Source organism: Bartonella sp. B30(2025) (assembly GCF_053793825.1).
Map to the genome: position 1 here is coordinate 955,225 of NZ_CP200034.1, position 26,092 is coordinate 981,316.

Genomic DNA, 26,092 nt, shown 5'->3' on the forward strand with positions numbered 1-26,092 from the left:
CAAGTATTCTAAGTGATTGACATCAATTTTTCATTATCATCATTTTTTTATACTGCATTAACAAACACTTAATAATAAAAATATCTTTTATTCCATTGCATTAAAAGATTAACGACAAAAACATCCTTCAAGGTGATCATTAACGATCCCTGTTGCCTGCATAAAAGCATAACAAGTCGTAGGACCAACAAACGTCCAACCACGTTTTTTTAAATCTATTGCGAGACGAATAGAGGTGGGAGTAATAGGATTATCCCGCAATATATGAAAAGTTACCTTTTCATAACGCTCAGACTGCGGTGGCTGAAAAGACCAGAAGTAATCAGACAAACTACCCCATTCTGTCACTATTTCTCGCGCTTTTATAGCATTATTAATCACCGATTGAATTTTTCCTTTATGACGAACAATACCTTTGTTCTGCATCAATATTTGCACCTTTACGTCATCGTAATACGCAATTTTTTCAAAATCAAAGTGATCAAATGCATTTCGAAAAGAGGAAATTTTTTTTAAAATTGTTATCCAAGAAAGCCCCGCCTGAAAACCTTCGAGACAAATTTTTTCAAATAAATGATAATCATCAAAAACAGGTTTTCCCCATTCATGATCATGATAAGCACAATAAAGTGGATCAGTTCCTGCCCACGAACAGCGAACTTTTCCATCCGCTCCCATAAGAAGCCCTTCATTAAGAATGACATTTTGTTTACTAAAAGAGCGTTCCTTGGTCATCTTGTTTTGGTTTTATGTGTTTAGATTTTGGAGATCGACTAGAATCATGATTCTGTGGGGAAACACTGATCTCACCGTCAAAAAAACGCAAATTTATTGATCCTGTTTTTGGAAATTGTACTAACCGTTTAATAGGCTTATTATTTTTCTCCAAAGCCAAAACAAAACCACGCTCTAAAATACTTTGATATGATGTATTTTTTAAAAGTCTAAATGCTAACTCTGCTTGAGCTCGTTGTTTTTCAACAATGCGCAAAAAAGCACGGCGGAGACGCACAGTGTATTCTTTGTTTTTTTGCTTAACTCTTTCAGTATTCAATAGCCGTGGCGAAAGACGTATACCAAGCACATAAAAATAAGAGAATTTTTTATCAAAATTTACATGAAAGGCGCGCTGTAGCCGACTTGAAATTTCATTAAAACTATGTTGTGTTTTTTCAACATTCAATAAACGTGGCGATAAACGTACACAAAGCATATAAAAATAAGAATGTTTTTTATCAAAGTTTACATGAAAAGCACGCTGTAACCGGCTTGAAACTTCATCAAAAACGCGCCGAGGAACAGCAAAAAGCTGATCAGCTGTTGGCAAACCCCGCGCAACTGCACGCAATTTTTGTTTATGAAAATCAAAATAACGGACTATTCCTTTGCGTAAACGTGCACCAAGCGAAGCCACTTCCACTTCGAGATCAAGTTTAACAGGAACAGCCTTCTCTGCTGCTCCCGTGGGAGTTGGTGCACGCCAATCAGCTACATAATCAATCAAAGTCCAATCCGTTTCATGCCCAACAGCAGAGATAACCGGAAGGGACGATGCGTAAACAGCACGAACAACAGCTTCGTCATTAAACCCCCATAAGTCTTCTAAACTTCCTCCTCCTCGAGCAACAATAATAAGATCAGGTTTTGGAATAAAACTTCCTGCAGGCAACGCATTAAAACCTTCAACAGCAGCAGCCACTTCTTTCCCACTTGTTTCTCCTTGAACCCGTACAGGCCAAACTAAAATATGTAACGGAAAGCGATCTGATATACGATGAATAATATCGCGAATAACAGCTCCCGTTGGTGATGTTACAACACCTATAATTCTGGGCATATAAGGCAAAGGCTTCTTCTTGGTTTCATCAAATAAACCTTCATCCGCAAACTGCTTTTTACGATTTTCTAGAAGTGTCATTAAAGCGCCAACTCCTGTTGGCTCAAGTGCTTCAATAATAATTTGATATTTTGACGATCCAGGATAAGTTGTAAGCTTGCCAACAGCAACCACTTCCATCCCTTCTTCCGGAGGAAATTTAAGCTTTTCCATAACGCCGCGCCAAATGACAGCTTCTAACCGCGCCTTATCATCTTTTAAGGCAAAATAAGCATGACCTGAAGCATGAGCACCGCGATAACCTGATATTTCTCCACGCACCCGCACATAACCAAACTTTTCTTCAACAACGCGTTTTAAAGCTCCTGCTATTTCAGAAACACTAAATTCCACTACATTTGTGAACACTGGTTTTTCAGAAAATAAATTTGTCATTTTTTTTCAATTCTAGGGATAATAAAATCTTCAATCCTAATATTGGCACAAACATATCTTCACAAAAATGAAAAATATCTTTATAAAATAGGATGTTTTGAAATCATATTCTATACAAAACAGACTCTCTTGAGACGAGAAAAAACTATCAATACACTCAAAAAATTTTACCTCTTATAAAAAACGTTAAAATTTATCGTACCCCTTTGAAAATTAAAAAAGAAAACATTAAGAAATGCCACAAAAAAAACAAACGAATAACACAAGGCACTAAACTTGAGAAAGAATTAAAAAGGACTCTATTGTCCTTTTTATAGAAATAACAATGATATCTTTTATAACTGAAGTACAATAAAATAGAGTTGAGAGTATAATAAAATGAACAAAAAGAAAAAAACATTCAATTCTTTGCATTCATTTTTTAGAGGTGCATTAAGGCATGTTTTTGTAAGATTGCTCATCATTTCACTTCTCGTTGGTATCGTGATGAACTTTTTTTCCTGGACCCCTCGTAGTCTCTTACAAAAAACAATAAATTTTTTATGTGAAATAGGATTTGCCGCTTTTTTTACAAACTTATTCCACACTACTTTAATGGGAGCGGTTATTGTTTTGCCTATTTTCTTTCTTTTACGTATTTTTTGTAAAAAATGCAAAAAATAAAGAACCTCTGTATAACCTTTCTTATCATTAATCTTTTCGAAAAATAAAACGACACACAAAGCCCGTAACTATAGCTACAAAAACCGCAATAATACCATATAAAAAGCTATATCTATGAGCTCCATAAAAAATTGTATAAGCAATATGCGCTTTAACTATTTCAAGATTCGTTTCCGCACTATCAATAAATTGTCCATCACGAAAAAGATAAGCACGAACCTGATAATGTCCAACAGGAATATTTGCTGGTAGTTGAAAATGCGCTGTAAAAAGTGAACCAGAGCCAAAACGCACACCACCCACTTCTTCACTATAAAGTTTTTTAGCTTTTTGCAATTTTATAAGTTCATCACGAAAATTTTGTACTCTTTCTTGATTCTGCTCATTCGTTTGCAATGGGAAATAAGATAATCCCAACTTTAAACGTTTATAATTTTCAATGCTAGTGATATCTTCAACCTCACGCGTTGTGACCATTGAATAAAAAAGAGGAACATTTTCAAAAACAAGAGAATCTGCATTAACCCAAACCCCTGCATTGCGCTCCTTTTTTCGCATAACCATTGATCGGGATTGCCCTTCCAAACTAACAACAATATCATAGAGTTTTTGTCGAGAATAAAGTGGATCAGTATTTTCTAGAACACCGGCAATATAAAGATCACGACCATCAAAATGTGTATCAACCATAATCGTACTGGTTGTTACGATAATTTGGAGGGTCTCATAATTAACTGATGGAGCTTCTTTGTCAGCATACACCCACGTGGGGAAAAAAATGAGACAAAACAAATTGGCAAATATGCAAAAAGGAAAGAGTCTACCCATTTTTATCCCGTAAGAATAGCCAAAGAAAAAAGGTTATCAGGGCGTATAAATAATTGAAAAGCTAAACGCATACACACAACCAACACTAAAAATGCAAACGCCATACGCAATTGTTCAGCTTTTAACTTTTGTCCGGCGCGGATTCCATACTGTACACCGACACTTCCCCCAAGCATCAACAAAAAAGCCAAAACAATATCAACAGACTGATTGCTTACGCTTTGTAACACTGTCGTAAAGGAGGAAACAAATGTAATCTGAAAAAGTGAAGTTCCAATCACAACACTAGTGGGAACACGCAAAAGATAAACCAGAGCTGGAACAGTAAAGAATCCTCCTCCAATTCCCATAATAGAAGATAACAACCCGACAATGAAACCAATGCTTAAAACTGGAATGATGCTCACATATATCATCGATGTTCGAAAACGCATCTTTAACGGCAATTTATGAATCCAATTATGTCTGCCAGCAAGACGAACAGAAACTTTTTGTGATTTGCGCCGTCTTCTCATATCGAACCAGCTTTCAATAATCATCAAACTTCCTACACTTCCAAGAAGAAACACATAAAGAAGCGAAATGATAAGGTCTAACTGTCCCATTTCTTTTAAAAGGGAAAATATCTGAATCCCTACAAATGAACCAATACCCCCTCCAATCGTCAAAAAAATGCCAAGTTTAATATCAAGAGTACGTCGTCTAAAATGTGTAATCGCTCCAGTTACAGAGGATGCAATCATCTGATTTGCCCCTGTTCCAACAGCAATAGCAGGAGGAATATTATAAAAGATCAAAAAAGGCGTGATTAAAAAACCACCACCAATCCCAAAGAGACCAGAAAAAAAACCAGCAACCACCCCCATACTAATCAAGATTAGCATATTGAGCGACATTTCAGCAATTGGTAAATAGATACTCACTGATACAACCTTCAACGCACTCTGAGGCTTGTTTTGGATAATGTCAAAACTCTTTTTTTATATCTCTGTTGTGTTTTTGAAAAACCGGTACGCAAAAAATAATATACTGCGCATTCCCACGTGCTATTCATCTACTCACAACATCATAAAATTAAAAAAATGAGCTTCTCTAAAACCATAGAAGCATAACGTTATCGTAGCTATAAATGCAATAATTAAAAAACGAGTACACCATTTTTTAACAGAATAGCGTGAAAAAAACAAAGACTTCAACAATTTTGTTTGTGATGGAAGCGTATATTGATCATTTTTAATGCAATAAGTAGATGTTTGCACATCAGAGTGGACTCCTTTTACGACAGAATGCGCTGCAAAATTTTTAGACTCTTTTACAACAAGCTGCGAAACTTCTGTTGGCAAAGATTTTTTTTTACTTTGTTGCGACGAATTTGGGACATTCGTTTGAGCTGGTACAGTGTTTTTCCTTAAAATATTTTGTCTTTTTTGAAGTGACGCGCTTTCTTGGCTTTTTTCACATGGCATATGAGCAAGATGATGCACAATAGAATCGGACGATTTTGCGCGAGTCACAGGATTTGTTATGGTCGTTTTTTGTAAATTTACTTTTTCGTTATGCAAATCTCTAATAAGCGTTTTAATCTGCTCTAAATGCTCAAAAAGCGTTTTCTCTTTCTGACGACGTATGTAATGTTCAGCCAAAATTGCTCGACTAATATCATCTAAATAAGATTTTAAATCATCTTTTGCCAAACGCTGCGAAGCTTGAGAATGAAGCGGGTGTTTCATTTGCAATTGTGCTGAAACATAATGTAATTTTTTAGCAATATCCGACATTGTTATTTCAGTAGATTCACCCACAATCCCCTTTTTTCCAACAGTAGAAAAAGAAGACTTATCGTGCGCTGCATGTTTTATAATATGATTTTTCTTATTCACAGACGCTATCCCCTCATTTATATTCTCTAAGGAAAGAGAAACACACAAATAAATAAATGAGGAATATGCTTTATTTTCGTAAACAGAGCTTTAAAGATTACGAAAAATATTTAAAAAAAATAACTGTTGATTTACTTATTTCTCATATTTAGGTGAAGAAATCACTTTATTATTTATCATAGCACTGCACTGAACGGACGTGCTACATATCCGTTACCAAATGGGTATGTGGAACCCAAAAATGATATTCCCATTTTATATAGAATATTCTCAGCTCCCATCCTTATTGCAGACGTCCTTTGTAAACTATCTCGGAAACTATGCTAAACACACTGAATTTTTTTAATATGATCATTAATTTTTTATGCAAATGAACAAGGTTTTATTAAAAGGGCAAAAAAGAAAAATGTAAATCGAGAACGATAATGAAAAAATACAAGCAAGTATACAAAGCTTATATAACGAAAAAAATTGTAATAAAATTTAGCTTTAAACGATTTGGTTTCTTTTAAAGATTATTATAAACTCGTGGTCATACAAACAAAGAGGATCATTATGAAGGTAATTGTCGCTGTTAAACGTGTTGTTGACTATAATATCAAGGTCCGCGTCAAACCTGATCACACAGGAGTTGATCTGTCTCATGTAAAAATGTCTATGAACCCTTTTGACGAAATTGCCGTAGAAGAAGCCGTGCTTCAAAAAGAAGCTGGAAAAATTTCAGAAATTATTCTTATTTCCATTGGACCAGAAGCAGCACAAGAAACTTTACGGACAGGACTTGCAATGGGTGCTGACAGAGCTATCCTTGTCGCTACGGAAGAAACACTTGAACCTTTAACAATTGCAAAGATTCTCAAAGCAGTGATTCATGAAGAGAAACCAGATATGGTCTTTTTAGGCAAGCAAGCTATCGATGATGACAGCAACCAAACTGGACAAATGTTAGCCGCCCTTCTTGGGTGGGGACAAGCGACCTTTGCCTCACATCTAGAGTTAAACAATGGACATGCTACGGTTACTCGAGAAGTGGATAACGGTACACAAACCCTCTATCTTCCTCTGCCCATAGTGATGACAGCTGATCTTCGATTAAATGAACCACGTTATATTTCTCTTCCTAATATTATGAAAGCAAAAAAGAAACCCATTGAAAAAAAGGCTCTTGCTGATCTTCATGTGAATACGCAAGCGCGCTTAACTGTCCTTAGCGTTGAAGAACCACAATCTCGTCAATCTGGTGTCAAAGTAGCCAATGTAACAGAACTTGTCAGTGCACTAAAGCGCGCAAAGTGCATTTAACATTTGATAACAAATAAGTCTAAAATAACGACGCATACAAAGGTATTAATCTATGGCAATTCTTTTATTAGCCGAACATAATATAGAAGAAACCGCAAAAGCACTTACCGCTGCTCAAGCGATTAATGGTGATATTGATATTTTAATTTGCGGAGAAAACACGAAAACACTTGCTGAGAAAAGTGCTAAACTTTCTGGTGTACGGCAAGTTCTTGTCGCTGAAGCAGATTATTTAGCTCATCAACTTGCTGAACCTGTGGCAGATACGATCATTCAATTAGCCAATGATTATGAAGTCATCATGGCGGCTTCTACCAGCATTGGCAAAAATGTTATGCCACGCGTGGCTGCTCTCCTCGATGTTATGCAAATCTCAGATATTATCGCTATTGTTGCACCTGATACTTTCAAGCGACCAATTTATGCAGGAAATGCCATCGAAACTGTACAAACCAATGATCGTCAAAAAGTGATAACAGTTCGCACTGCCTGCTTTAATCAAACCCCATCTCAGGACAATAACGCTCCTATTAAAATAATAACGCCAGCTCCCAATCCAAATCTGTCGTCTTTTATCAAAGAAGATACCAATAAAAGTGATCGCCCTGACATTACTTCAGCACGTGTTATTGTATCTGGCGGACGTGGTCTTGGTTCGCAAGAGCAATTTATGGCACTTCTTTCCCCCCTTGCAAATAAACTAGAAGCAGCCTTAGGTGCTAGCCGAGCCGCGGTTGATGCAGGCTATGCTCCTAACGATTGGCAAATTGGACAAACTGGTAAAATCGTTGCTCCTAAACTTTATATAGCCGTTGGTATTTCTGGTGCTATCCAACACTTAGCTGGTATCATGGACGCCCAGATCATTGTCGCTATTAATAAGGATGAAGAAGCTCCTATTATGCAGATCGCTGATTATGCCCTTGTAGGTGATCTTCACCAAATCATTCCTGAATTGGAGAAAGCTTTATAAGCTATGACTGGATCTCAACAACATCAACGGGAAAGTATGGAGTTTGATATTGTCATTGTAGGGGCTGGTCCTGCTGGGCTTTCCGCGGCAATACGATTAAAACAGATTAATCCTGAACTGTCTGTTACAATCATTGAAAAAGGCGCTGAAGTCGGCGCTCACATTCTCTCTGGTGCAGTTGTTGATCCTATCGGCATAGATACCCTCTTGCCAGAATGGAAAAATGAGCTCAATCATCCCTTTAAAACCCCTGTCACCAGTGACCAGTTTTTTTTTCTAAAACCAAAACACGCCACAATATTTCCCAACATTTTCCGCCCTAAAATTTTATCAAATGATGGTTGCTATATCGTATCACTTGGTGATGTTTGTCGCTGGCTCAGCAAAAAAGCCGAAGAACTCGGCGTTGAAATTTATCCTGGCTTTGCTGTATCGCATACCATCCAAAATGATAACGGAGCAATCATTGGTGTTCTCACAGGTGATATGGGATTAAACAAAGATGGAACACCCGGAGAAAATTATATGCCAGGGATGGCCTTAATGGCCAAATATGTTCTCATTGCCGAAGGAGCACGTGGCTCAATCGCAAAGCAAATAATACAGAAGTTTGACCTCAGTAAAGGTCGTGACCCACAAAAATTTGGACTTGGCATCAAAGAGCTTTGGGAAATTGATCCTGCAAAACATAAGCAAGGTTTAGTTCAGCATTTTACAGGTTGGCCCCTAGATGATAACACGGGAGGAGGAGGTTTTCTCTATCACCAAGAAAATAATTTAATTTCTGTTGGTCTTGTTGTACACTTAGATTATAAAAATCCTTACCTCTCTCCTTTTGAAGAGTTTCAGCGTTTTAAAACACACCCCAAATTATATGAGATCTTCAAGGATGCAAAACGTCTCGCTTATGGAGCACGCGTCATCAATGAAGGCGGTTGGCAATCTGTACCAAAACTCACCTTCCCCGGTGGAGCACTTATTGGCTGTGCAGCAGGCTTTGTCAATGTTCCTCGCATAAAAGGATCACATAATGCAATCTTATCTGGCATACTAGCAGCAGATAAAATCGCTTTAGCTCTTTCTCAAGGACGAGCCCATGACGAAGTAAAAGAAATAGAAATGCACTGGCGCAAAAGTCCTATTGGGAAAGATCTTTACAAAGCACGCAATGTCAAGCCACTCTGGACAAAGTACGGCACAAAATACGGAATGAAACTCGCCGGTTTTGATATGTGGTGGCAACAACTGTTTGGATTCTCTTTATTTAGAACACTTTCCCACGAGAAAGCAGATTATGCATATCTTGAACCAGCAAAAAAATTCCATCCCATTGCTTATCCAAAACCTGATGGTGTTGTAACCTTTGATTGTCTTTCCAGTGTTGCACTTTCAAATACGCACCATGAAGAGAATCAACCTTCTCATTTAAAAATCGCCTCACTTGAAAAACAAAAAAACTCTGAATACGCTGTATATGGAGGACCTTCTGCACGCTATTGTCCTGCCGCAGTTTATGAATGGCTCGAATATAATGATTACGAGACTTATGTTATCAATGCTTCAAACTGCATCCATTGCAAAACATGTGACATCAAAGACCCTAATCAAAATATCACTTGGACCTGCCCGCAAGGCGGTGAAGGCCCTCTTTATCCAAATATGTAGTAATTTTGCATTTTTCTAAAGTTTTAGATCAAAAAAATTCAATCACTTCAGCTCAATTTTTTTGAACCATCAATCTGCATAATTTTTGTATAAAGTAAAATGCACTTTGATATCTCACCTACAATAAAATCTTTGACTCACTATATGCAGTTTTCGATAAAGAAAATCTGTTATATTTTATCTCCCAACGACAAAACAATAATCAAATACTAAACATTTTAGTGCGCCACAGAGAATCATAACTATCAATCTCTTTGTTCTTGGACATGCCCGGCAAAAAATTTTATGGCTTTTGCCTCTATATGAATGTGAACAAATTAATCAATATCTTACAACTTTGAGACCAAAAATACTGAGCAAATAGCTTTAACTTTTACGCGAATCATTCATTTTTTTCAAAGTGGTCTCAAGAGCTGTGATCAAAGCAGTGCTTCCTCCTTGATGAGAAAAACAATTCGACAAAAGTTCATTTGTTCCCCCTTTTGTTGAAAACTCTTTTTCAAGCAATGCAAAATCAAGAGATGCAATACGATCAGTTGCTATAATTTTACGCATTTCATCTGTAAGATTACCAAACATCATGGTAAGAAACTCTGCTGACTGCTGTTCTTTTAACCCTTTCTCAACAAACCACTTATGTGCTGTTCCTATAAAATTAAAATAGACTCCCATTAATGAACCAGCCGTCATAAAAAGATTAAACTGATCTTCTGCCTCTAATACCACTGTACCACCCAAAGCATTAAATACAGTGCATAAAAATGGATGATCGGGATAAATTGGTGTTAAATTTTTACATTCTGCAACAAAAGGGAGTGGAACAGCACGATAAACCTTATGATTTATCCACTCCTCAATTTCTGCTGCTTTTGCCATAGCAAGAACGGAAACAACAAGCTGTTCTGGATGAAACCGCAGAGAACGCAAAATCTCTTCTGCAGTTTGGTTAGGCAGGCATAAAAAAACACAATCACTCTCATCCAATAGCGCTTGATTACTTTCAGCAATTGTAACTTTATCATATTTACGCGAAAGACGTTCTGCTGTTTGTGCGTTGCGTGGCGAAATGATAATTGAAAAGTCCTCAAAAGTGCTCGCCATTAAGCCATCCACCATTGCGGTACTAATTGTACCTGTTCCTAAAAAGCCAATTTTCATTTCTATTCCTCGCTTTTATACTTTTAAATAGAATCTTACCCAACGCTTTATTTATTTTAACTAACATAGATGCTAATTGAAGAAGCGACGCATAATACAGCAAGAATAACCAACCCCAAATAGAGTTTTGGCTTATCAAAAAGAACTGCAAAAGCAGAAAACCAACCAACAATAGCAGCAGTTAATGCAAATAAGAATCCTGGCTTATTCATAAGTACAATATGAACTGCCATTAAACCACCAATAATCAGCGCTCCCAAAACAATCAATAAACTAGTTGCAAATTTTTCATAATCGTCCATATTTCATTCCTTATAATAATATCCAAGCTGTTATTTGTTTTTGCCTAATAGTTAAGACAATAGAGAGCACCTCATTTATCGGACATAAAAAACGCTGGAATATGACGAGGCAAACGCCAAGGCGATATAGCAATCAAATCAAAACGTATAGATAAAAGAGAACGATCTTTTTGCCGCGTTAACCAGATATCAGCTGCAGCCTCAATGCGTTTCTCGCTCATTCGAGAAACCGCAATCATAGCTTCAGCCAATGTTGGACGAGCTTTTACTTCAACAATTAAAACAAGATTTCCACGCCGTGCAATTAAATCAATTTCACCACATTTTGTTTTAAAACGAGTTTCAGCGATATGAAATCCCTTGAAACGTAACCACCAAGCTGCCCATTTTTCTGCACGAACACCTCTATAAAAAGACTTTTTCCTACGCTCTTTTTGTCTATGTCTGCGCTCTTTTTGCACAATACTTATGCACCTTTTAAAAGAGTCAACCGCTGAAAAAGTTCCTGCTTTTTCAGTCCTGTTTTTTTTGCAGCGATTGCCGCTGCTTTTGCCGCAGGATGCGCATTCGCTAGTTCTAATAACATTTCATCAATTTCTTGGTCGCTCATTACTTTCAAAGGAGAAAATACCGCTCCAACAAGCACAACAATTTCTCCGCGAATCCGTGACTGATTTCTATAATTTTCAAGTAAATTTCCTAAATTGGAAACATCCACTGTTTCGAATTTTTTGGTTAATTCACGACATATTGCAGCAGGACGATCCGCTGAAAAAATAGAGACCATATCCTGTAGAGTTTCAACAAGACGATGAGGCGATTCATAAAAAACCATAGTTGCAGGAATAGTTTTTAATTGTTCCAATCGTTTTTGACGCTGTGTCTTACGCGCACTTAAAAAACCTGCAAAGAAAAAGCTATCCGTGGGAAGTCCCGTCGCCACTAAGGCTGTTAAAAGAGCTGAGGCACCAGGAATGGGAACAATTTTATAACCCGCTTCACGTGCTTGCTCTACTAATTTAAAACCAGGATCAGAAATAAGTGGTGTTCCAGCATCTGAAACAAGCGCAACAGCTTTATTTTCTGCCAAAGCTGCTAGTAATTTTGACCCTGCTTTTTGCGCATTGTGTTCATGATAAAGAAATGTTTTTTTCTGGATACCATAACGTTCTAACAAAACACGTGTTACCCGCGTGTCTTCACATGCCAAAATATCAACTCCTGCAAGCACTTGCAAAGCACGAATTGTTATATCCGCAAGATTTCCAATAGGTGTTGCTACCAAATAAAGTGCTGGTTCTATAATGGGAGCAGAATAAGCATGAGCACCTATAAAATATACTTTTTCACTCATACCTTTCTTTCATAACCAAATATTCCTTCACTACTCAATCTTTCCAAGACCTTTATCATGATCATCATCGGCCATTTCTGCCAAAATTTTCTTCACTTCTGCTAAAGGATCATCAGAACGAATAATCGGTCTTGCCACAACAAGATGGCTTGCCCCAGCTGCTAATGCTTGTTTTGGCGTCATAACCCGCTTTTGATCATCATGATTGCTTCCAGCAGGACGAATTCCTGGTGTAACCAGAGACATATCAGCACCGATCACTCTCCGCACAGCTTCTGCTTCAAGAGCCGAAGCTACAATTCCACCCATTCCTATATTTCGAGCCTGTTCAGCCCTTTTCAAGATTAAATTTTCTGCGTTATCTTTATAACCTGCATTTCTTAAATCATCTTCATCCATCGACGTCAAAACCGTCACCCCAAGCACACACAAATCACTTCCTTGAGCAGCAGAAACAGCAGCCTGCATTGTTTTTGGATAAGCATGAACCGTTAGCATCGAAACACCTAATTTAGCAATATTTTCCACAGCCTTTTCAACGGTATGATCTATATCCAGCAACTTCATATCAAAGAAGACCTTTTTTCGCGCTCGAACAAGATCCTTAATCAACCCCATGCCGCCAGCAAAAGCCAATTGATAGCCTATCTTATAAAAACAGACATGATCGCCCAATTGCATGACCAATTTTTCCGCTTGTTTCACGTTCGGAACATCTAATCCAACAATAAGACGATCGCTTTCTGCCGTTTCCATACGAGATTCCTTTATGTTTTTTGTGATTGTATCTTAAGAAAATCTTTTAGAAAAACACAATTTTAAAAAAAATTGTGTTTTATCTGATCAATGATTGTACGATAAAGTTTTGCATGCTCTCCATTGGGGTTAGCAACAAAAATTGGCACCCCATCATCTGAAGAAGATCGCAATGCGGCATCAAGCGGAACTTCTGCCAAGAAAGGAACTTTTCGGTGCTCAGCTTCTGCACGGGCACCGCCATAACCAAAAATATCGTAGCGTTTTTGTGTATCAGGAGCAATAAAATAACTCATATTTTCAATAAGCCCTAAAATGGGAACATCGACCTTCATAAACATTTCTATCGCTTTACGAGCATCAATCAAAGCAAGATCTTGTGGAGTAGAAATAACTAACGCGCCCGTTAATGGCACTTGTTGTGCCAGTGTCAATTGTGCGTCTCCTGTACCTGGTGGCATATCAACCACCAAGACATCAAGCGGTTCCCATGAAACGTCTCTTAGCAATTGTGTTACAGCCGCCATCACCATTGGTCCACGCCAAACTATGGGCTTTTCTTCCTCAACCAAAAATCCCATTGACATTAATTTAAGACCAAATTTTTCAAGTGGTTGAAGTTTTTTCTCACCAATTAGCTGTGGTTTTTCGTTAACAAGCCCTGTTAAACGCGGCAAAGATGGACCATAAATATCTGCATCCATCACACCTGTTTTAAAACCTGAATCTTGTAAAGCTAAGGCAATATTGATTGCCATGGTAGATTTACCAACCCCACCCTTTCCAGAAGAAATTGCAATGACATGTTGTACACCTTCTATCGCTGTTTTAGCAGGAAGTGAATTTGCTTTGCGTCTACGCGTAGACAAAATCGCATCTTTACGCGATGACAAAGATGGCTTGGCTTTTTTTTCTGCCGTAAGTGTAACAACAACAGATTCAACTCCATCCATAGCGTTGACTCTTTCTTCAGCCGCACGACGCAACAATTCAAATTCCCGTATACGTCCATCAGGAACAGTAATGGAAAAGAAAACCTTACCATTAACAATTAATATTTCTGAAAGAAGTCCCAACGATACAATATCACGTTCAAAATCTAGTCCTTTAATTTTCTGTAACTCTTTGCGAATAGCCTCGCTTGTGACGAAATTCACACTCTTTCCTCTTTATTAAATAAATGCCAAATAACACAGCAATGAAGCTAAAAAATTAAACTTAATTATCGAAAAGTTTTCCATTTTGGAGTGCGACTAAAGAGATATCTCATTTTTTTCAAAATACGAAACCAATCTCAAATAGAGAACTTTGATAATAAAATCTGTTATAAAATCCAATCCAGCGTAGATGGCGTTTTGTTATACATTCACTTCATGAATATTGTGATAAACACCTTACAAAAAAGAATGGATTTTTCACAGTGCAAATAAAAATATATGTTCAAAATAATGCATTTTATAATTGCATAACAATAAATTATTATCATTTTTTGCTGATTATTTGTCTGTGATGTGAAAAAAATAAACTTAAATTTAACCAATTAGCTAATAATTATTTTTTGAAACTTGAAAATATCACATATAAAATGAATACCCATTATTGACTTTTTTGTACTTTTTGATGCAATAGAAAAACAATCTGAGATTGACTTTTTTGGTGTTTTTCCTTATGGATTGGCAATCGTCTGATAGAAGTAAGGTTGTTTATCTGACGCCTAATTTCCTGTAGAAATAAGAAGGGCCGCACACCGCGGTATCAAAATAAATGAAACGTACTTACAACCCCTCTAAAATTGTTCGTAAACGCCGTCATGGGTTTCGTGCTCGCATGGCAACAGCCGGTGGTCGTAAAGTGATTGCAGCAAGACGTGCTCGTGGACGTAAGCGATTATCTGCTTAGCCATTTTTTTCACAAGAGGCTAAATATATTCACTATTTTCTTTTGTGATTTTTTTTTGTGAAATTCTAATGCCTGCTTTTCAGGCACTGATTAAAGTTAAAAAACGTTTTTTATGAAAAAAAAACATCCCTGCCGTATCCGTAAAAGAGCAGATTTTTTAGCTGTACGCACAGGAGAAAAACGACGCGGTCCTTTGTTTTTGCTTGAAGTTAAACCTCGTGAACAGACAGTGAAAATGAAGTCTCCTCTTGTTGCGCGTGTAGGTTTTACTGTCACGCGTAAAAATGGTAATGCTGTCAAGCGTAATCGTATCAAGAGACGCTTGCGTGAAGCGGTTAGAGTTGGTTTAACAGATAGCATGGAAGCAGGAACAGACTATGTTATTGTCGCCCACCGAGATGTACTACACGTACCATTTACGTCTTTAATTAGCGAGTTAAGTAAACGGATACAGACAAAGCCGAAAACAAAACATCAGCAACGGCAACAGGATAGTGAGAATGGAATATAACCGCAATTTCTTTACCGCCATTGGATTGTCTTTTTTAGTGCTTATCGCATGGCATTTCCTTTACATTGCTCCTAAACAAAACGAACTGCAACAACAGCAAATGAATGTTCAAAAGTCGTTACAACAGCAATCTACACTTTCCACTATCGAAGAAAATTCCCCTAACGTTGCATCAACATATGAGCATGGGTCGGTACCTATAATTGATTCTCCAATGACTCCTGAAACTCGGAGCGTTGAATTGGCTAAAACAAACCGTATTGCGATAAAAACAGGAGAGCTTGAAGGCTCCATTAATCTTGTTGGTGCACAATTTGATGATCTTTTTCTCACAAAATATCGCTTAACAGTGGATAAGCAATCACCAAAAATCGCTCTGCTTAACCCTAAAGGGTTTAATACAACTTATCTTGCTGAGTTTGGTTTTACAGGTGCTTCTTTTTCAAAAAAAGCATTACCCCAGTCTGATACTAAGTGGCAAATAGAAGGCAATAACACGACACTAACACCTTCAACACCTGTCACTTTAATCTACAATAACGGACAGGGACAGATTTTCCGCCGCACTCTTTCTGTTGATGATCATTACATGTTTACCATTAAAGATTCTATTAGCAATGAGAGTAACGAATCGATCTATCTTTCTTCCTATGCCCGTGTTGCACGGGCAGCTCCGCCAGAAGATGCAAGCGCAACCTATTTGCTACATGAAGGTATGATAGCAATTGCGGGTGATACGCTTAAAACGGAAAAGTACAAAAATATGGCAGAGCTTAGCCCTAACCCTGAGAATGGTCAAAAAAGTATGACTTTTTCTAAAGTGACAGGAGGTTGGGTTGGTATTACAGACAAATATTGGGCCGTAACAGTTATTCCTCCACAAGATAAAGAATACACTAGTCGCTTTATTTACTTTGATCGTTTAAACACCCATTATCAATCTGACTTGCTCGGCACACCTTTAACTATCGGACCACACGAAACAAAAACCATTACGAATCATCTTTTTGCTGGTGCCAAACAAGTTGAAATTATTAATCATTACCAAAATGCATTAAACATTAAAAAATTTGCTCTTTTAATTGACTGGGGTTGGTTTGATTTCATCACAAAGCCAATGTTTGCCATCATTGATATACTGTATAAGAAAACAGGTAATTTTGGTGTTGCCATTCTTTTGGTTACAGTGCTTCTAAAAACACTACTCTTCCCTCTTGCCAATAAATCTTACAAATCTATGGCGCGTATGAAGCTCTTGCAGCCAATGCTACAAGAAATCAAAGAAAAATATGCAAATGACACTGCCAAACAACAACAAGAAATGATAAAATTGTATAAAAGCAAAAATATCAACCCTCTCGCAGGCTGTTGGCCTATGTTGATCCAATTCCCCATATTCTTTGCTCTTTATAAAGTTTTGTATATTACTATTGAAATGCGGCATGCTCCTTTCTTTGGATGGATCCAAGATTTAGCAGCGCCCGATCCAACTTCTCTTTTTAACCTGTTCGGACTCTTGCCTTATACGGTTCCCTCATTTCTTATGCTTGGAGCATGGCCTTTCATCATGGGGATAACAATGTTCTTACAGATGCGTATGAATCCAGCTCCTCAAGACCAAACACAAGCAATAATCTTTACATGGATGCCTGTCATCTTTACCTTTATGCTAGCTTCCTTCCCTGTTGGTCTCGTTATTTATTGGGCATGGAACAATATATTATCAATGATTCAGCAAGGTATCATGATGAAACGCCAAGGTGTTAAAATTGAACTTTTAAATAATTTGAAATCCATGTGGACAAAATCACCAAAAAAAGAAATGCATGAATGACAACATGTTCTTCTCTTTCTAGAATTTTTTCTCGCAATTGGATTTTTATTCGTGGCGTACCTGCAATACATCTGCTGCCTCCTGAAGGACCTCCAGAGATTGCGTTTGCAGGACGTTCCAATGTTGGAAAATCATCATTAATAAATGCGCTTGTTCAGCAAAAAAATCTCGCACGCACTTCGAATACACCAGGACGGACTCAAGAGCTTAATTACTTTGTACCTGATGGTTTTAGCGGTCAATCTGAAGATCTTCCTCCTGTAGCGATGGTCGATATGCCAGGCTATGGTTTTGCTGAAGCCCCCAAAAATATGGTTGATGCGTGGACAAATCTGATTTTTAGCTATTTACGAGGACGTACTACACTGAAACGTGTTTATGTCTTAATTGATGCACGTCATGGAATCAAAAAGAATGATGCAGATGTTCTCAGTCTTCTTGATAAATCAGCAGTTTCCTACCAGATTGTCTTGACAAAAAGTGATAAAGTTAAATCAAACGCGCTTGAAAAATTAGTAATGGTCACGAAAACAACACTCCTTAAACATCCAGCAGCTTATCCTGAGCTTCTTGTAACATCTTCAGAAAAAGCATTAGGTCTAGATGAATTGCGCGCTGCAATTTTACAATCAGTCACACAATAAAGTATGATTTTCTTATAATCAAAGTATATCTCTGTTATTAATTATTAAATATGGTTGTTTACAGCGGTTCATGATCTTGTACTTCCAGTAAAGCATCTTTATAAAGTAGAGTTTGTTACTTTTTGCAAAATTCATCAACTCTATTTAATAGTGTAAATTATGCTAACGCTTTTTCACTCACCTCTATCTTCTGCTTCTCGCTTTATACGTCTTGTTCTTGGAGAATACGCTGTAAATACGCAACTGATTGAAGAACATGAATGGGCAAGAAGACATGAATTTCTTTTACTTAACCCAGCAGGACATGTCCCTGTTCTTCTAGCTGAAAATGAAGTTCCCTTATCAGGAGCTAACGTTATTTTTGAATATTTAGATGAAACACGTGGAAGTTTGCGACAAGAGACTAAATTTTTTCCAGCAAATCCTTTAGATCGTGCAGAAGTGCGACGTCTCAACGACTGGTTTTTAAATAAATTTGAAAATGAAGCCACACGCCATATTGTGAGAGAACGAATCTATAAGCGTGAAATGCCGCTAGCTATTGGTGGAGGCGCTCCAAATTCACAAATTTTGCGCAATGCACGTGCTAATATTTCACCGCATATGAATTACCTTAATTGGCTCTGCGCATCTCGCGACTGGTTAGTTGGTTCTGAGTTATCCTACGCAGATTTAGCCGCTGCTGCTACTGTTTCTGTACTGGATTTTTTGGGAGAAATTGATTGGGAACATTCCCCAGCAGCCAAAGACTGGTATATGAGAATTAAATCACGGCCCTCTTTTCGTTCTCTTTTAACGGATCGCATTCGAGGAATTGCAGCTAGCCCTCATTATACAGATCTTGATTTTTAAACATCTTTCCTTTGGAAATCAAAACAACATTATAGTAGATAAGAAAGCTTTTAACATCTCCACTACAAAAAATTATGCGCTTACATACAATGTATGATTCTTAAAGTATTTCCAAACGCGCGTTTTAAAATTTATTACGCCTCCATTTGTGCTAATCTATTTTATCAAGATAACGCATGCATTTTTTAAATAACCTCTTATAAAATAACTATGAATCATTAAAACTTCCTCTTATGTGAAAAGATAACCATTAAGAAAAAAGAAAATTTTCCTATATTCAGAGAATAAAGTATTATAAGGAGAGGAATATGAGACTTACAGTTGTTGGTGGAAATGGAAAAATGGGGCGTGAACTCATTACAGCTATCCAACATAGAAAAGATGTACAACTTTCTGCTGTGCTTGTCCGTGAAGGATCGCCCTTTGTAGGAAAAGATATCAGCAAATTAACTGGTTCAGATCCTCTTAACATTCGTATTACTGATGATCCCGAAAGTGCTTTTTCTAATACAGAAGGGATTTTGGATTTTTCTCGTCCCCAAGCCAGTGTTCTCTATGCCAACCATGCTGCTCAAAAAGGCTTGATTCATATCATTGGGACAACTGGATTTAATCAAACAGAGGAAACGCAAATTGCAGATTCAGCGAAATACACCACTATTGTAAAATCTGGAAATATGAGCCTTGGAGTTAATCTTTTAGCAAGTCTTGTACAAAAAGCTGCCCAAGCATTAGGACCTGAAGATTTTGATATTGAGATTTACGAAATGCATCATGCCAGCAAAGTTGATTCCCCTTCTGGAACATCTCTTCTTCTTGGCAATGCAGCAGCTAAAGGGCGGAATGTTATGCTAAAGGATGTTAGTCTTAATGAACGTAGTAGCTACACAGGGAAGCGTGAAAAAGGCACTATTGGTTTTGCTTGTTCAAGAGGTGGAACCGTTATTGGCGACCACAGTGTTACCTTTGCTGGCTTAAATGAGCGCATTGTTCTTTCACACTTAGCACAAGAGCGTTCTATTTTTGCTAATGGTGCATTAAAAGCAGCATTATGGGCCAAAAATCAGAAAAAAGGTCTTTATTCAATGCTCGATGTTTTAGGATTGAACGATGAATAATAAACCATCATCAAAAGTTAAAGCAGGAAATTCATAATGGAACGCACACTGGTATTAATCCGTCATGGACAAAGTGAATGGAATGTTAAAAACCTTTTTACTGGCTGGAAAGATCCAGATTTAACGGAAAAAGGTTGTGCAGAAGCAATAACAGCTGGAAGAAATCTCAAAGCAGCTGGTTTAAAATTTGATATTGCTTATACATCTGCCTTACAACGCGCACAAAAAACAGCCCAGTACATTTTAGAACAAACGGAGCAACCAGATTTGCAATTAATAAAAACCCCCGCATTAAATGAGCGTAATTATGGTGACCTATCGGGTTTAAATAAAGATGAAGTACGCCAACAATGGGGAGCAGAACAAGTACAAATATGGCGCCGTTCCTATGCTGTTGCACCACCTAATGGAGAAAGCTTACGTGATACTGGTGCACGCGTTTGGCCTTATTATATTTACCATATCCAACCTCACATTCTGCGCTCTCAAACTGTTTTGGTTGCAGCCCATGGCAATTCTCTTCGTGCTCTTATTATGGCACTTGAAGGCTTAGATAGCGAAGAAATTGTCTCTCAGGAATTAGCAACTGGTATCCCTATTATTTACACATTTCATTCCGATTTAACAATTTCATCAAAAACAATCTTATCATCTTAAATTTTGAAAACGGTAACAAACACAATTTATTCATTGAATAATTTTCAACTGAAACGTGAATTCATAATTTTATTGACAGAGTTGCTGCGTAAGCTTAGATGAAATTTTATAGCCCAGATGGCGGAATTGGTAGACGCGCAGGTTTCAGGTACCTGTGCCGCAAGGCGTGGAGGTTCGAGTCCTCTTTTGGGCACCAACAGTGTAATGATTTTTTCTTATTTTTCAAAGATCTTTTAAACACCAGTAATCAAAGTAAGAAAAAGTATGTTAAAGAAAATGTTATTTATCGCCTTATTGTGCCAATAGAGAAATTTCTGACACTATTGCTATGAATAACTGTCATTTATGTTTGATAGATGAAAAGCTAATGTTTTTCATGCGTATTTAGCTTCGATCTTATGAGAAATCAAAACCAGATAACAGATTCAACAAGCAGAACAAAACCTGATATATGTGTTTTAAATTTGTATGACTCTCCTATTTTGATCTCAAACAAAAAGATAATAAACCTGTAGCGTTTCTCACGATCACAAGAATTAAACGTTCAATGGAGATGGTTCCAACAAAAATCCTATTCATCAACTCTTAACTTATCTAAAAACAATTCGAAAAGGTAAAATAACAGATTCATCTAGGCGCCCAATATCCTTTTAGGAGAAGTTCCTGATTACTGTTATGTCATATGTGATCTAGCTAAAAACATTATAGAATGTTGCGACAATTTTTATTGAAAAAAACAGATGATGGAATAAGCAAGAGAAAAACATTTTCTATCACATAGAACCGATTTAATTCATTAACTGCTAGATCTCCAAATGTAAGAAAAACGTATAACTCAAGAAATGCAAACCATATTGCAGCTTTTCCTCTCATTCTTCAGTTACTTTATTTTTGTCTTAAAAGCACATAAAGCAATCTTTCATAAAGATCGTCACCGACCAATCTGCTATAATTTTCTTTTGCGAATTAGACTAATCCTTTAGCCTAAAAATTCACAACCAGCTGCAGATTAAATCTTGTTTCTCTTAAAGACATCATCATCACAGGCGATACTCTTATCTCACAGCACCTTTGATTTCAGATCAAATATAAAAACTCAACGTCTTTAATCTGACGCTGTTTGATAAACTATAAAATCATTCCTTCAACATATTTATTTTTGACCAATTTTGACTGCTAAGACAAATCACTTATCCCATATATTCTTAAAAATCACCTTTTAAACGGTACTGAAGATATTTTTATCTGGGATCAAAATTACAGAAAAAGAAAGAATAAATTACAATAAAACAATTAGTTATTACATAAAAAAGATAAGCAACACTCTTATTTAACTGTATAAAAACTTTAAAGAAAAAAGAAACGAGTACTCTTTTAGGCAATATTCATATAACAATGAAATATAATAAACAGTTTATATACTTATTTTTAGACTTCACAGTCTACCCTTTAGCTAAATTAAAATAACAAGCGACTTTTTACTCACACAAATTTTTAGCAATATTAATGCTTTCAGCTATATTTACAAAATTTTTAAAAATATAAAATCTGCAGATAATATATGGCGGAGAGGAAGAGATTCGAACTCTCGAGAGCCTTTTGAGCCCTACTCCCTTAGCAGGGGAGCGCCTTCGACCACTCGGCCACCTCTCCAAGATTGGTGAATAAACGGTATCAAAAGAAAGTTCAAGACATTTTCACTTTTTTTTCAAAAATATCGAATATTTTTCTTTATCATTATTTCAATAAGATAAGGATTTAGCGAATAAAACTGTGACTTTTTTACAACTTAGCATTGAATAACACATGAATATCATTCAAAAAGACAATTTCATATTTGTATATAAACAAAAATTAGTATAGGCAGTTGCAAAGATTCTCTTTTGAACTTCAATATGTTCTTAATAAAATAAATTAATTGAGTTTTTAAACAAAGTTAGATTATCTTCTACTGGAGACCCCAATATGATAAATATCAGATCCCTATTTTTAGGCTCCACAGCAGTTTTTTTAACAATTGCGGGAGCACACGCAACTTCTGTACCTTCTGCAAAAGCTGAGCCTATGAAATATGTGCGTGTTTGCGATGCATATGGCAAGGGGTATTTTTACATTCCAGGAACGGAAACATGTGTACGTCTATCAGGAAGTGTTCGCGCTGATCTTATGGCTGGCGATAATATTGATGCAATAACAGATTCAGAATTAGAAGAAGGTGGAAAAACCTATAGCGCATCATCACGTCTTACTCTTGCTTTTCAAACCGCTTCTGAAACAGAATTTGGAACACTTCGTTCATATGCAAGAGTTTACTCGCAATGGGGTAATGGTAAAGACAAAGCCGGCGCAACACTTTCAGCTGCTTACCTCGAACTTGGTGGCTTTCGCGTAGGTCTTGATGATACCATTTTCAACAATTGGACTGGTGGCTATGGTAATGTTATAAACGATGATGGCATAGATCCATCTGGTGTTACGCGAACAAACTTTATTTCTTATACCTTTAATGGCGAAGGTGGTTTTTCTGCTATTATTGGACTTGAACTAGGAAATGCCTCAGGTATTAAAAACGAATATTTTTACGTCAATAAAAATGACAAAATTGCTAACATTTCCGATGATGGTTTACCAGATTTAAGTAAACAAATAAAAGATTACACTCCTAATTTTGTTGCTGGTTTGAAATTTATGCAAAAATGGGGTGGTTTTTCAACGGTTGTTGCTCATGACTCTTACTATAAAAAATGGGCTGGAAGATTGCGTGTCGATTTAAATATCAATGATAATTTAAATCTATGGGCAATGGGTGGCTATAAAAATAACGTTGACTATTACGCAACAGAAGGAGAAGATGGTACTGTATTGTCACGACAAAATACCACAATCTATGCAAACTGGGGCGGGAAATGGGCTGCATGGTCTGGTGCAACTTATAAAATTAACCCACAAATGAACTTGAACGCTCAGGTTTCTTATAGTGCGGTAAAAACTTTTGCGGCTTCTGTAAATGTTTCATATACGCTCGTTCCAGGTCTCGTTCTTACACCTGAGCTAGCTTATGTTGCTTGGAACGATAATCGTACTTTCAAGAATGTGGATGACAGTAAAACGTATACAAATGCTCTGAATGGAAAACATGCTTTACGTTTTCTAGTCCGTATCCAAAATTCATTCTAATTTCTTCAATTATTCTTCTAAAAGCTGGTAGCGTAAGTTACCAGCTTTTTATTTTAAAGCCATCCGTGATAATTATGATGGCATATCATCATCTTTTTCTCTATATATTTACACACTACTCTTTTTTCTGGATAAAAACAGCTTCTTGCTTTTCAGGAATATTTCCAAGCAAAATAACCAGGAAAGTGCTGATAAGTGTGTTTTACAAGTTTTTGCTGATATAATTTAAGCAACAGAGACTATTTTATAATTACTAAAACAAGGCTTTGTTGAGTTTTGGCTCATACCCTTGAAAAAATCTAAGATAAATTGCATACATCTAAAAAAACAATAGACACTAACTTAGTCAAAACAACTATGCTCAAATAAAATCTTAAAGTACGTGAAGAGAAGAGCATTTTTCCCCAGAGTATATATCCTCTTCTCATCTTTATCATTAAGCTTTTTCCATAAAATATAAATACAAAACTGATAATCTCTATTTTCGCATTTTACATTGTAAATGGGTAAGAATAAATTGAATGTTTCTTTCTTGATACACTATTTTTTAAATATATCTCTTTGCACTGCACACAACATCTTGAGTTTTATAGTTCTTGAAAACTGCCCGTGGCATTACAATGAAAAACAAAATTTTAAATTTTTCTATATGTCATATTGTATTTTTTTGCCTAGTCCTTTCGCACTAAAGATAGATACTCTATGCAACTTTACCCATGCACATAAGAACCATTTTTATACAAATTTCATTAGCAAAGAACTACAACATACTGTCAATAAAAAAATCTACTCTGGTAAAATGATACCTACTTAAGCTAATTTGAAGGAAAATATTTATCTACCAATGCATAAAGTATCGCTGCTGTTTCAGCATCCAAAATACCATCATAATTGTCTTGACGAAAATGAAGCTGAAATGCCTTAATGAGAGCATTATATCCAGCATCAGTTTCAGCCATTGAAATATCATATCCGTAGCGTCTCAATTTATCCAAGACATCTGCTTTAACTGGAAGCTCCTTAGAAAACTGTCCAATATAGTGACATTTTTTTTCATCATCATACCATGCCCCCACACCAGCTTCATAAAGTTTTTTCCATGGGAAAGCTGCGCCTGGATCAACCTTTCTTCCAATCGCTATATCGCTGTGGCCAACAACATAAGTCGGCATAATATCTGGATACCGTTGAAGAATATTCAACGCAAGCTCTTTAATTGCATCAATTTGTATTGGATTATAAGGAGGAAATACAAACTTTCCCCCCTTTTCAATTGCTAAATTCACTATTTCAATCCCAATAGATGTATCATTCAAGTTACTGCGCCCAGCCCATGAACTCACACCTGCATGCCATGCTCGTTCGTTTTCATCAACTAGATTAAAGATACGCATATCTTTAAATCCTGCCTCAATATATGTCTGCTCTGATGGATCGGGAACAAGATAGTGAGAACTCACTTTTTCTCCTGTAAGAGCTATAATAGACTCCTCAAAATTAATCGCAGTATAATGCATAATAAGAAAACGAATACGACGATTAAAGCTTTTGACAGAACGATAACTGTTATAATCAATCGGATACATAAATCTTTCCTTTTATCTAATTCACTAATATTACCGCACATCACAGTAGAAGGAACACGAAATGAACGCTGACACTATTCTTGAAAACTCTTGCTATACAGCTTCATATCCTGGATACTGAGATCGTAACATTTGTGTGAAAATCGAATAGTCATCAAATGTTAAAGCTGTTACCAACAATGCATACCAATTTTAACTCTCTATACACGACCAGCAAAGCAATTTTGCGGACATAAACATTGTCCCTCTAAGCCGCTTACTCTCCCAAATGGATGCTCACAAAATTGCTCATCAAAAATAATTAAAAGCGTAGCAAAACCTCTAATTAATTAAACATTTTCACGCCTTACACACTAAACAACCATTCCTTGTAATCAATCAAAACACGTAGCACCGCATCACTCTACATTAAACATGATATTGAGCTACTTTGGTAACAGCATAAAGTTGTTCGAGGCATCTTTATGGAGGTTTTATGGCAATTTATTGACAATAAAATGAATGCTATATATTTGCGAATAGCTGTTCATTGACGTATTTTTTTTCAAAAAAGTTTAAAACTTTTCTTTCCATAACACATGATAAGATAACCAAGATTTTCTTGTATATTACTTTGCTTTACAATAAAAACTGAGCCCATGTGTCCTTTTTAAGCACTATC

General features: G+C 36.6%; 24 protein-coding genes and 2 tRNA genes. 13 read left to right on the forward strand and 13 right to left on the reverse strand.

Translation table 11 applies throughout. The features are described from left to right. Positions 1-108: 108 nt before the first annotated feature. Positions 109-735 carry a DNA-3-methyladenine glycosylase I gene (locus V4P55_RS04085; RefSeq protein ID WP_455473851.1) on the reverse strand — a complete coding sequence of 209 codons (627 nt, stop codon included), beginning with the start codon at positions 733-735 and terminating at the stop codon, positions 109-111. Beyond that, positions 713-2,272: an exodeoxyribonuclease VII large subunit gene (gene xseA / locus V4P55_RS04090; protein WP_455473852.1), complete on the reverse strand. Its 1,560-nt coding sequence runs from the start codon at positions 2,270-2,272 to the stop codon at positions 713-715. Before xseA ends, V4P55_RS04085 begins: the two co-directional genes overlap by 23 nt. Positions 2,273-2,758: 486 nt before the next feature. On the opposite strand from xseA, the gene V4P55_RS04095 reads away from it, so the two are divergent. Further along, positions 2,759-2,935, forward strand: a complete 177-nt coding sequence (locus V4P55_RS04095; protein ID WP_455475038.1) for a DUF6460 domain-containing protein — start codon at positions 2,759-2,761, stop codon at positions 2,933-2,935. Positions 2,936-2,962: 27 nt separating this feature from the next. Here V4P55_RS04095 and V4P55_RS04100 read toward each other — a convergent pair whose 3' ends face one another. The 3 genes from V4P55_RS04100 to V4P55_RS04110 all read right to left on the reverse strand — a co-directional run bounded on the left by V4P55_RS04100 (position 2,963) and on the right by V4P55_RS04110 (position 5,643). Further along, positions 2,963-3,763 (reverse strand): TIGR02186 family protein, encoded by an 801-nt coding sequence (locus V4P55_RS04100; RefSeq protein WP_455473853.1) that lies wholly within the window; start codon positions 3,761-3,763, stop codon positions 2,963-2,965. A gap of 2 nt (positions 3,764-3,765) precedes the next feature. Next, entirely contained in the window at positions 3,766-4,686 is a 921-nt protein-coding gene (locus V4P55_RS04105; RefSeq protein ID WP_455473854.1) for a sulfite exporter TauE/SafE family protein, read from the reverse strand. Positions 4,687-4,821: 135 nt separating this feature from the next. Then, positions 4,822-5,643 carry a hypothetical protein gene (locus V4P55_RS04110; RefSeq protein ID WP_455473855.1) on the reverse strand — a complete coding sequence of 274 codons (822 nt, stop codon included), beginning with the start codon at positions 5,641-5,643 and terminating at the stop codon, positions 4,822-4,824. A 555-nt stretch (positions 5,644-6,198) separates the two neighbouring features. Here V4P55_RS04110 and V4P55_RS04115 point away from each other — a divergent pair. From V4P55_RS04115 to V4P55_RS04125, 3 genes are read left to right on the forward strand one after another with little or no spacing between them, the layout of a single operon-like run. Next, complete coding sequence (locus V4P55_RS04115) at positions 6,199-6,945, forward strand: electron transfer flavoprotein subunit beta/FixA family protein (RefSeq protein WP_455473856.1); 747 nt, start codon at positions 6,199-6,201, stop codon at positions 6,943-6,945. Between the two features lie 52 nt (positions 6,946-6,997). Then, positions 6,998-7,918, forward strand: coding sequence for an electron transfer flavoprotein subunit alpha/FixB family protein (locus V4P55_RS04120; RefSeq protein ID WP_455473857.1), 921 nt, complete (start codon positions 6,998-7,000; stop codon positions 7,916-7,918). Between the two features lie 3 nt (positions 7,919-7,921). Continuing rightward, positions 7,922-9,583: a 4Fe-4S dicluster domain-containing protein gene (locus V4P55_RS04125; RefSeq protein ID WP_455473858.1), complete on the forward strand. Its 1,662-nt coding sequence runs from the start codon at positions 7,922-7,924 to the stop codon at positions 9,581-9,583. A 366-nt stretch (positions 9,584-9,949) separates the two neighbouring features. Here V4P55_RS04125 and V4P55_RS04130 read toward each other — a convergent pair whose 3' ends face one another. From V4P55_RS04130 to V4P55_RS04155, 6 genes are all read right to left on the reverse strand, one after another. Further along, complete coding sequence (locus V4P55_RS04130; RefSeq protein ID WP_455473859.1) at positions 9,950-10,741, reverse strand: pyrroline-5-carboxylate reductase; 792 nt, start codon at positions 10,739-10,741, stop codon at positions 9,950-9,952. Positions 10,742-10,797: 56 nt separating this feature from the next. Next, complete coding sequence (locus V4P55_RS04135) at positions 10,798-11,043, reverse strand: hypothetical protein (RefSeq protein ID WP_455473860.1); 246 nt, start codon at positions 11,041-11,043, stop codon at positions 10,798-10,800. Positions 11,044-11,114: 71 nt separating this feature from the next. After that, positions 11,115-11,504: a YraN family protein gene (locus V4P55_RS04140; protein ID WP_455473861.1), complete on the reverse strand. Its 390-nt coding sequence runs from the start codon at positions 11,502-11,504 to the stop codon at positions 11,115-11,117. A 5-nt stretch (positions 11,505-11,509) separates the two neighbouring features. Further along, positions 11,510-12,397 (reverse strand): 16S rRNA (cytidine(1402)-2'-O)-methyltransferase, encoded by an 888-nt coding sequence (gene rsmI, locus V4P55_RS04145; RefSeq protein ID WP_455473862.1) that lies wholly within the window; start codon positions 12,395-12,397, stop codon positions 11,510-11,512. Positions 12,398-12,427: 30 nt separating this feature from the next. After that, positions 12,428-13,153, reverse strand: a complete 726-nt coding sequence (pyrF, locus tag V4P55_RS04150; RefSeq protein ID WP_455473863.1) for an orotidine-5'-phosphate decarboxylase — start codon at positions 13,151-13,153, stop codon at positions 12,428-12,430. A 62-nt stretch (positions 13,154-13,215) separates the two neighbouring features. Further along, a complete protein-coding gene (locus tag V4P55_RS04155; RefSeq protein WP_455473864.1) occupies positions 13,216-14,310 on the reverse strand; it encodes an Mrp/NBP35 family ATP-binding protein in 1,095 nt (364 codons plus the stop codon). A 607-nt stretch (positions 14,311-14,917) separates the two neighbouring features. Between V4P55_RS04155 and rpmH the strand changes: the two genes are divergently transcribed. The 8 genes from rpmH (at position 14,918) to V4P55_RS04195 (ending at position 20,864) form a co-directional block, all read left to right on the forward strand. Next, positions 14,918-15,052 carry a 50S ribosomal protein L34 gene (rpmH, locus tag V4P55_RS04160; RefSeq protein ID WP_455473865.1) on the forward strand — a complete coding sequence of 45 codons (135 nt, stop codon included), beginning with the start codon at positions 14,918-14,920 and terminating at the stop codon, positions 15,050-15,052. 112 nt (positions 15,053-15,164) lie between these two features. Continuing rightward, on the forward strand, positions 15,165-15,563 hold the full coding sequence (gene rnpA, locus V4P55_RS04165) for a ribonuclease P protein component (RefSeq protein ID WP_455473866.1): 399 nt from the start codon (positions 15,165-15,167) through the stop codon (positions 15,561-15,563). Further along, complete coding sequence (gene yidC, locus V4P55_RS04170) at positions 15,553-17,397, forward strand: membrane protein insertase YidC (protein WP_455473867.1); 1,845 nt, start codon at positions 15,553-15,555, stop codon at positions 17,395-17,397. The genes rnpA and yidC overlap by 11 nt, the downstream gene beginning before the upstream one ends. Then, a complete protein-coding gene (gene yihA / locus V4P55_RS04175) occupies positions 17,394-18,041 on the forward strand; it encodes a ribosome biogenesis GTP-binding protein YihA/YsxC (RefSeq protein WP_455473868.1) in 648 nt (215 codons plus the stop codon). Before yidC ends, yihA begins: the two co-directional genes overlap by 4 nt. A 159-nt stretch (positions 18,042-18,200) precedes the next feature. Next, positions 18,201-18,893, forward strand: a complete 693-nt coding sequence (locus V4P55_RS04180; RefSeq protein ID WP_455473869.1) for a glutathione S-transferase family protein — start codon at positions 18,201-18,203, stop codon at positions 18,891-18,893. Positions 18,894-19,201: 308 nt separating this feature from the next. Then, positions 19,202-20,011, forward strand: coding sequence for a 4-hydroxy-tetrahydrodipicolinate reductase (gene dapB, locus V4P55_RS04185; RefSeq protein WP_455473870.1), 810 nt, complete (start codon positions 19,202-19,204; stop codon positions 20,009-20,011). Between the two features lie 36 nt (positions 20,012-20,047). Then, entirely contained in the window at positions 20,048-20,668 is a 621-nt protein-coding gene (locus V4P55_RS04190) for a 2,3-bisphosphoglycerate-dependent phosphoglycerate mutase (RefSeq protein ID WP_455473871.1), read from the forward strand. 111 nt (positions 20,669-20,779) lie between these two features. Next, positions 20,780-20,864, forward strand: a tRNA-Leu gene (locus V4P55_RS04195). A gap of 1,366 nt (positions 20,865-22,230) precedes the next feature. On the opposite strand, the gene V4P55_RS04200 is transcribed toward V4P55_RS04195, so the two are convergent. Beyond that, a tRNA-Ser gene (locus tag V4P55_RS04200) sits at positions 22,231-22,321 on the reverse strand. A 315-nt stretch (positions 22,322-22,636) separates the two neighbouring features. Between V4P55_RS04200 and V4P55_RS04205 the strand changes: the two genes are divergently transcribed. Continuing rightward, positions 22,637-23,845, forward strand: coding sequence for a porin (locus V4P55_RS04205; protein ID WP_455475039.1), 1,209 nt, complete (start codon positions 22,637-22,639; stop codon positions 23,843-23,845). Between the two features lie 815 nt (positions 23,846-24,660). On the opposite strand, the gene V4P55_RS04210 is transcribed toward V4P55_RS04205, so the two are convergent. Further along, positions 24,661-25,431, reverse strand: coding sequence for an N-acetylmuramoyl-L-alanine amidase (locus V4P55_RS04210; protein ID WP_455473872.1), 771 nt, complete (start codon positions 25,429-25,431; stop codon positions 24,661-24,663). Between the last annotated feature and the right edge of the window lie 661 nt (positions 25,432-26,092).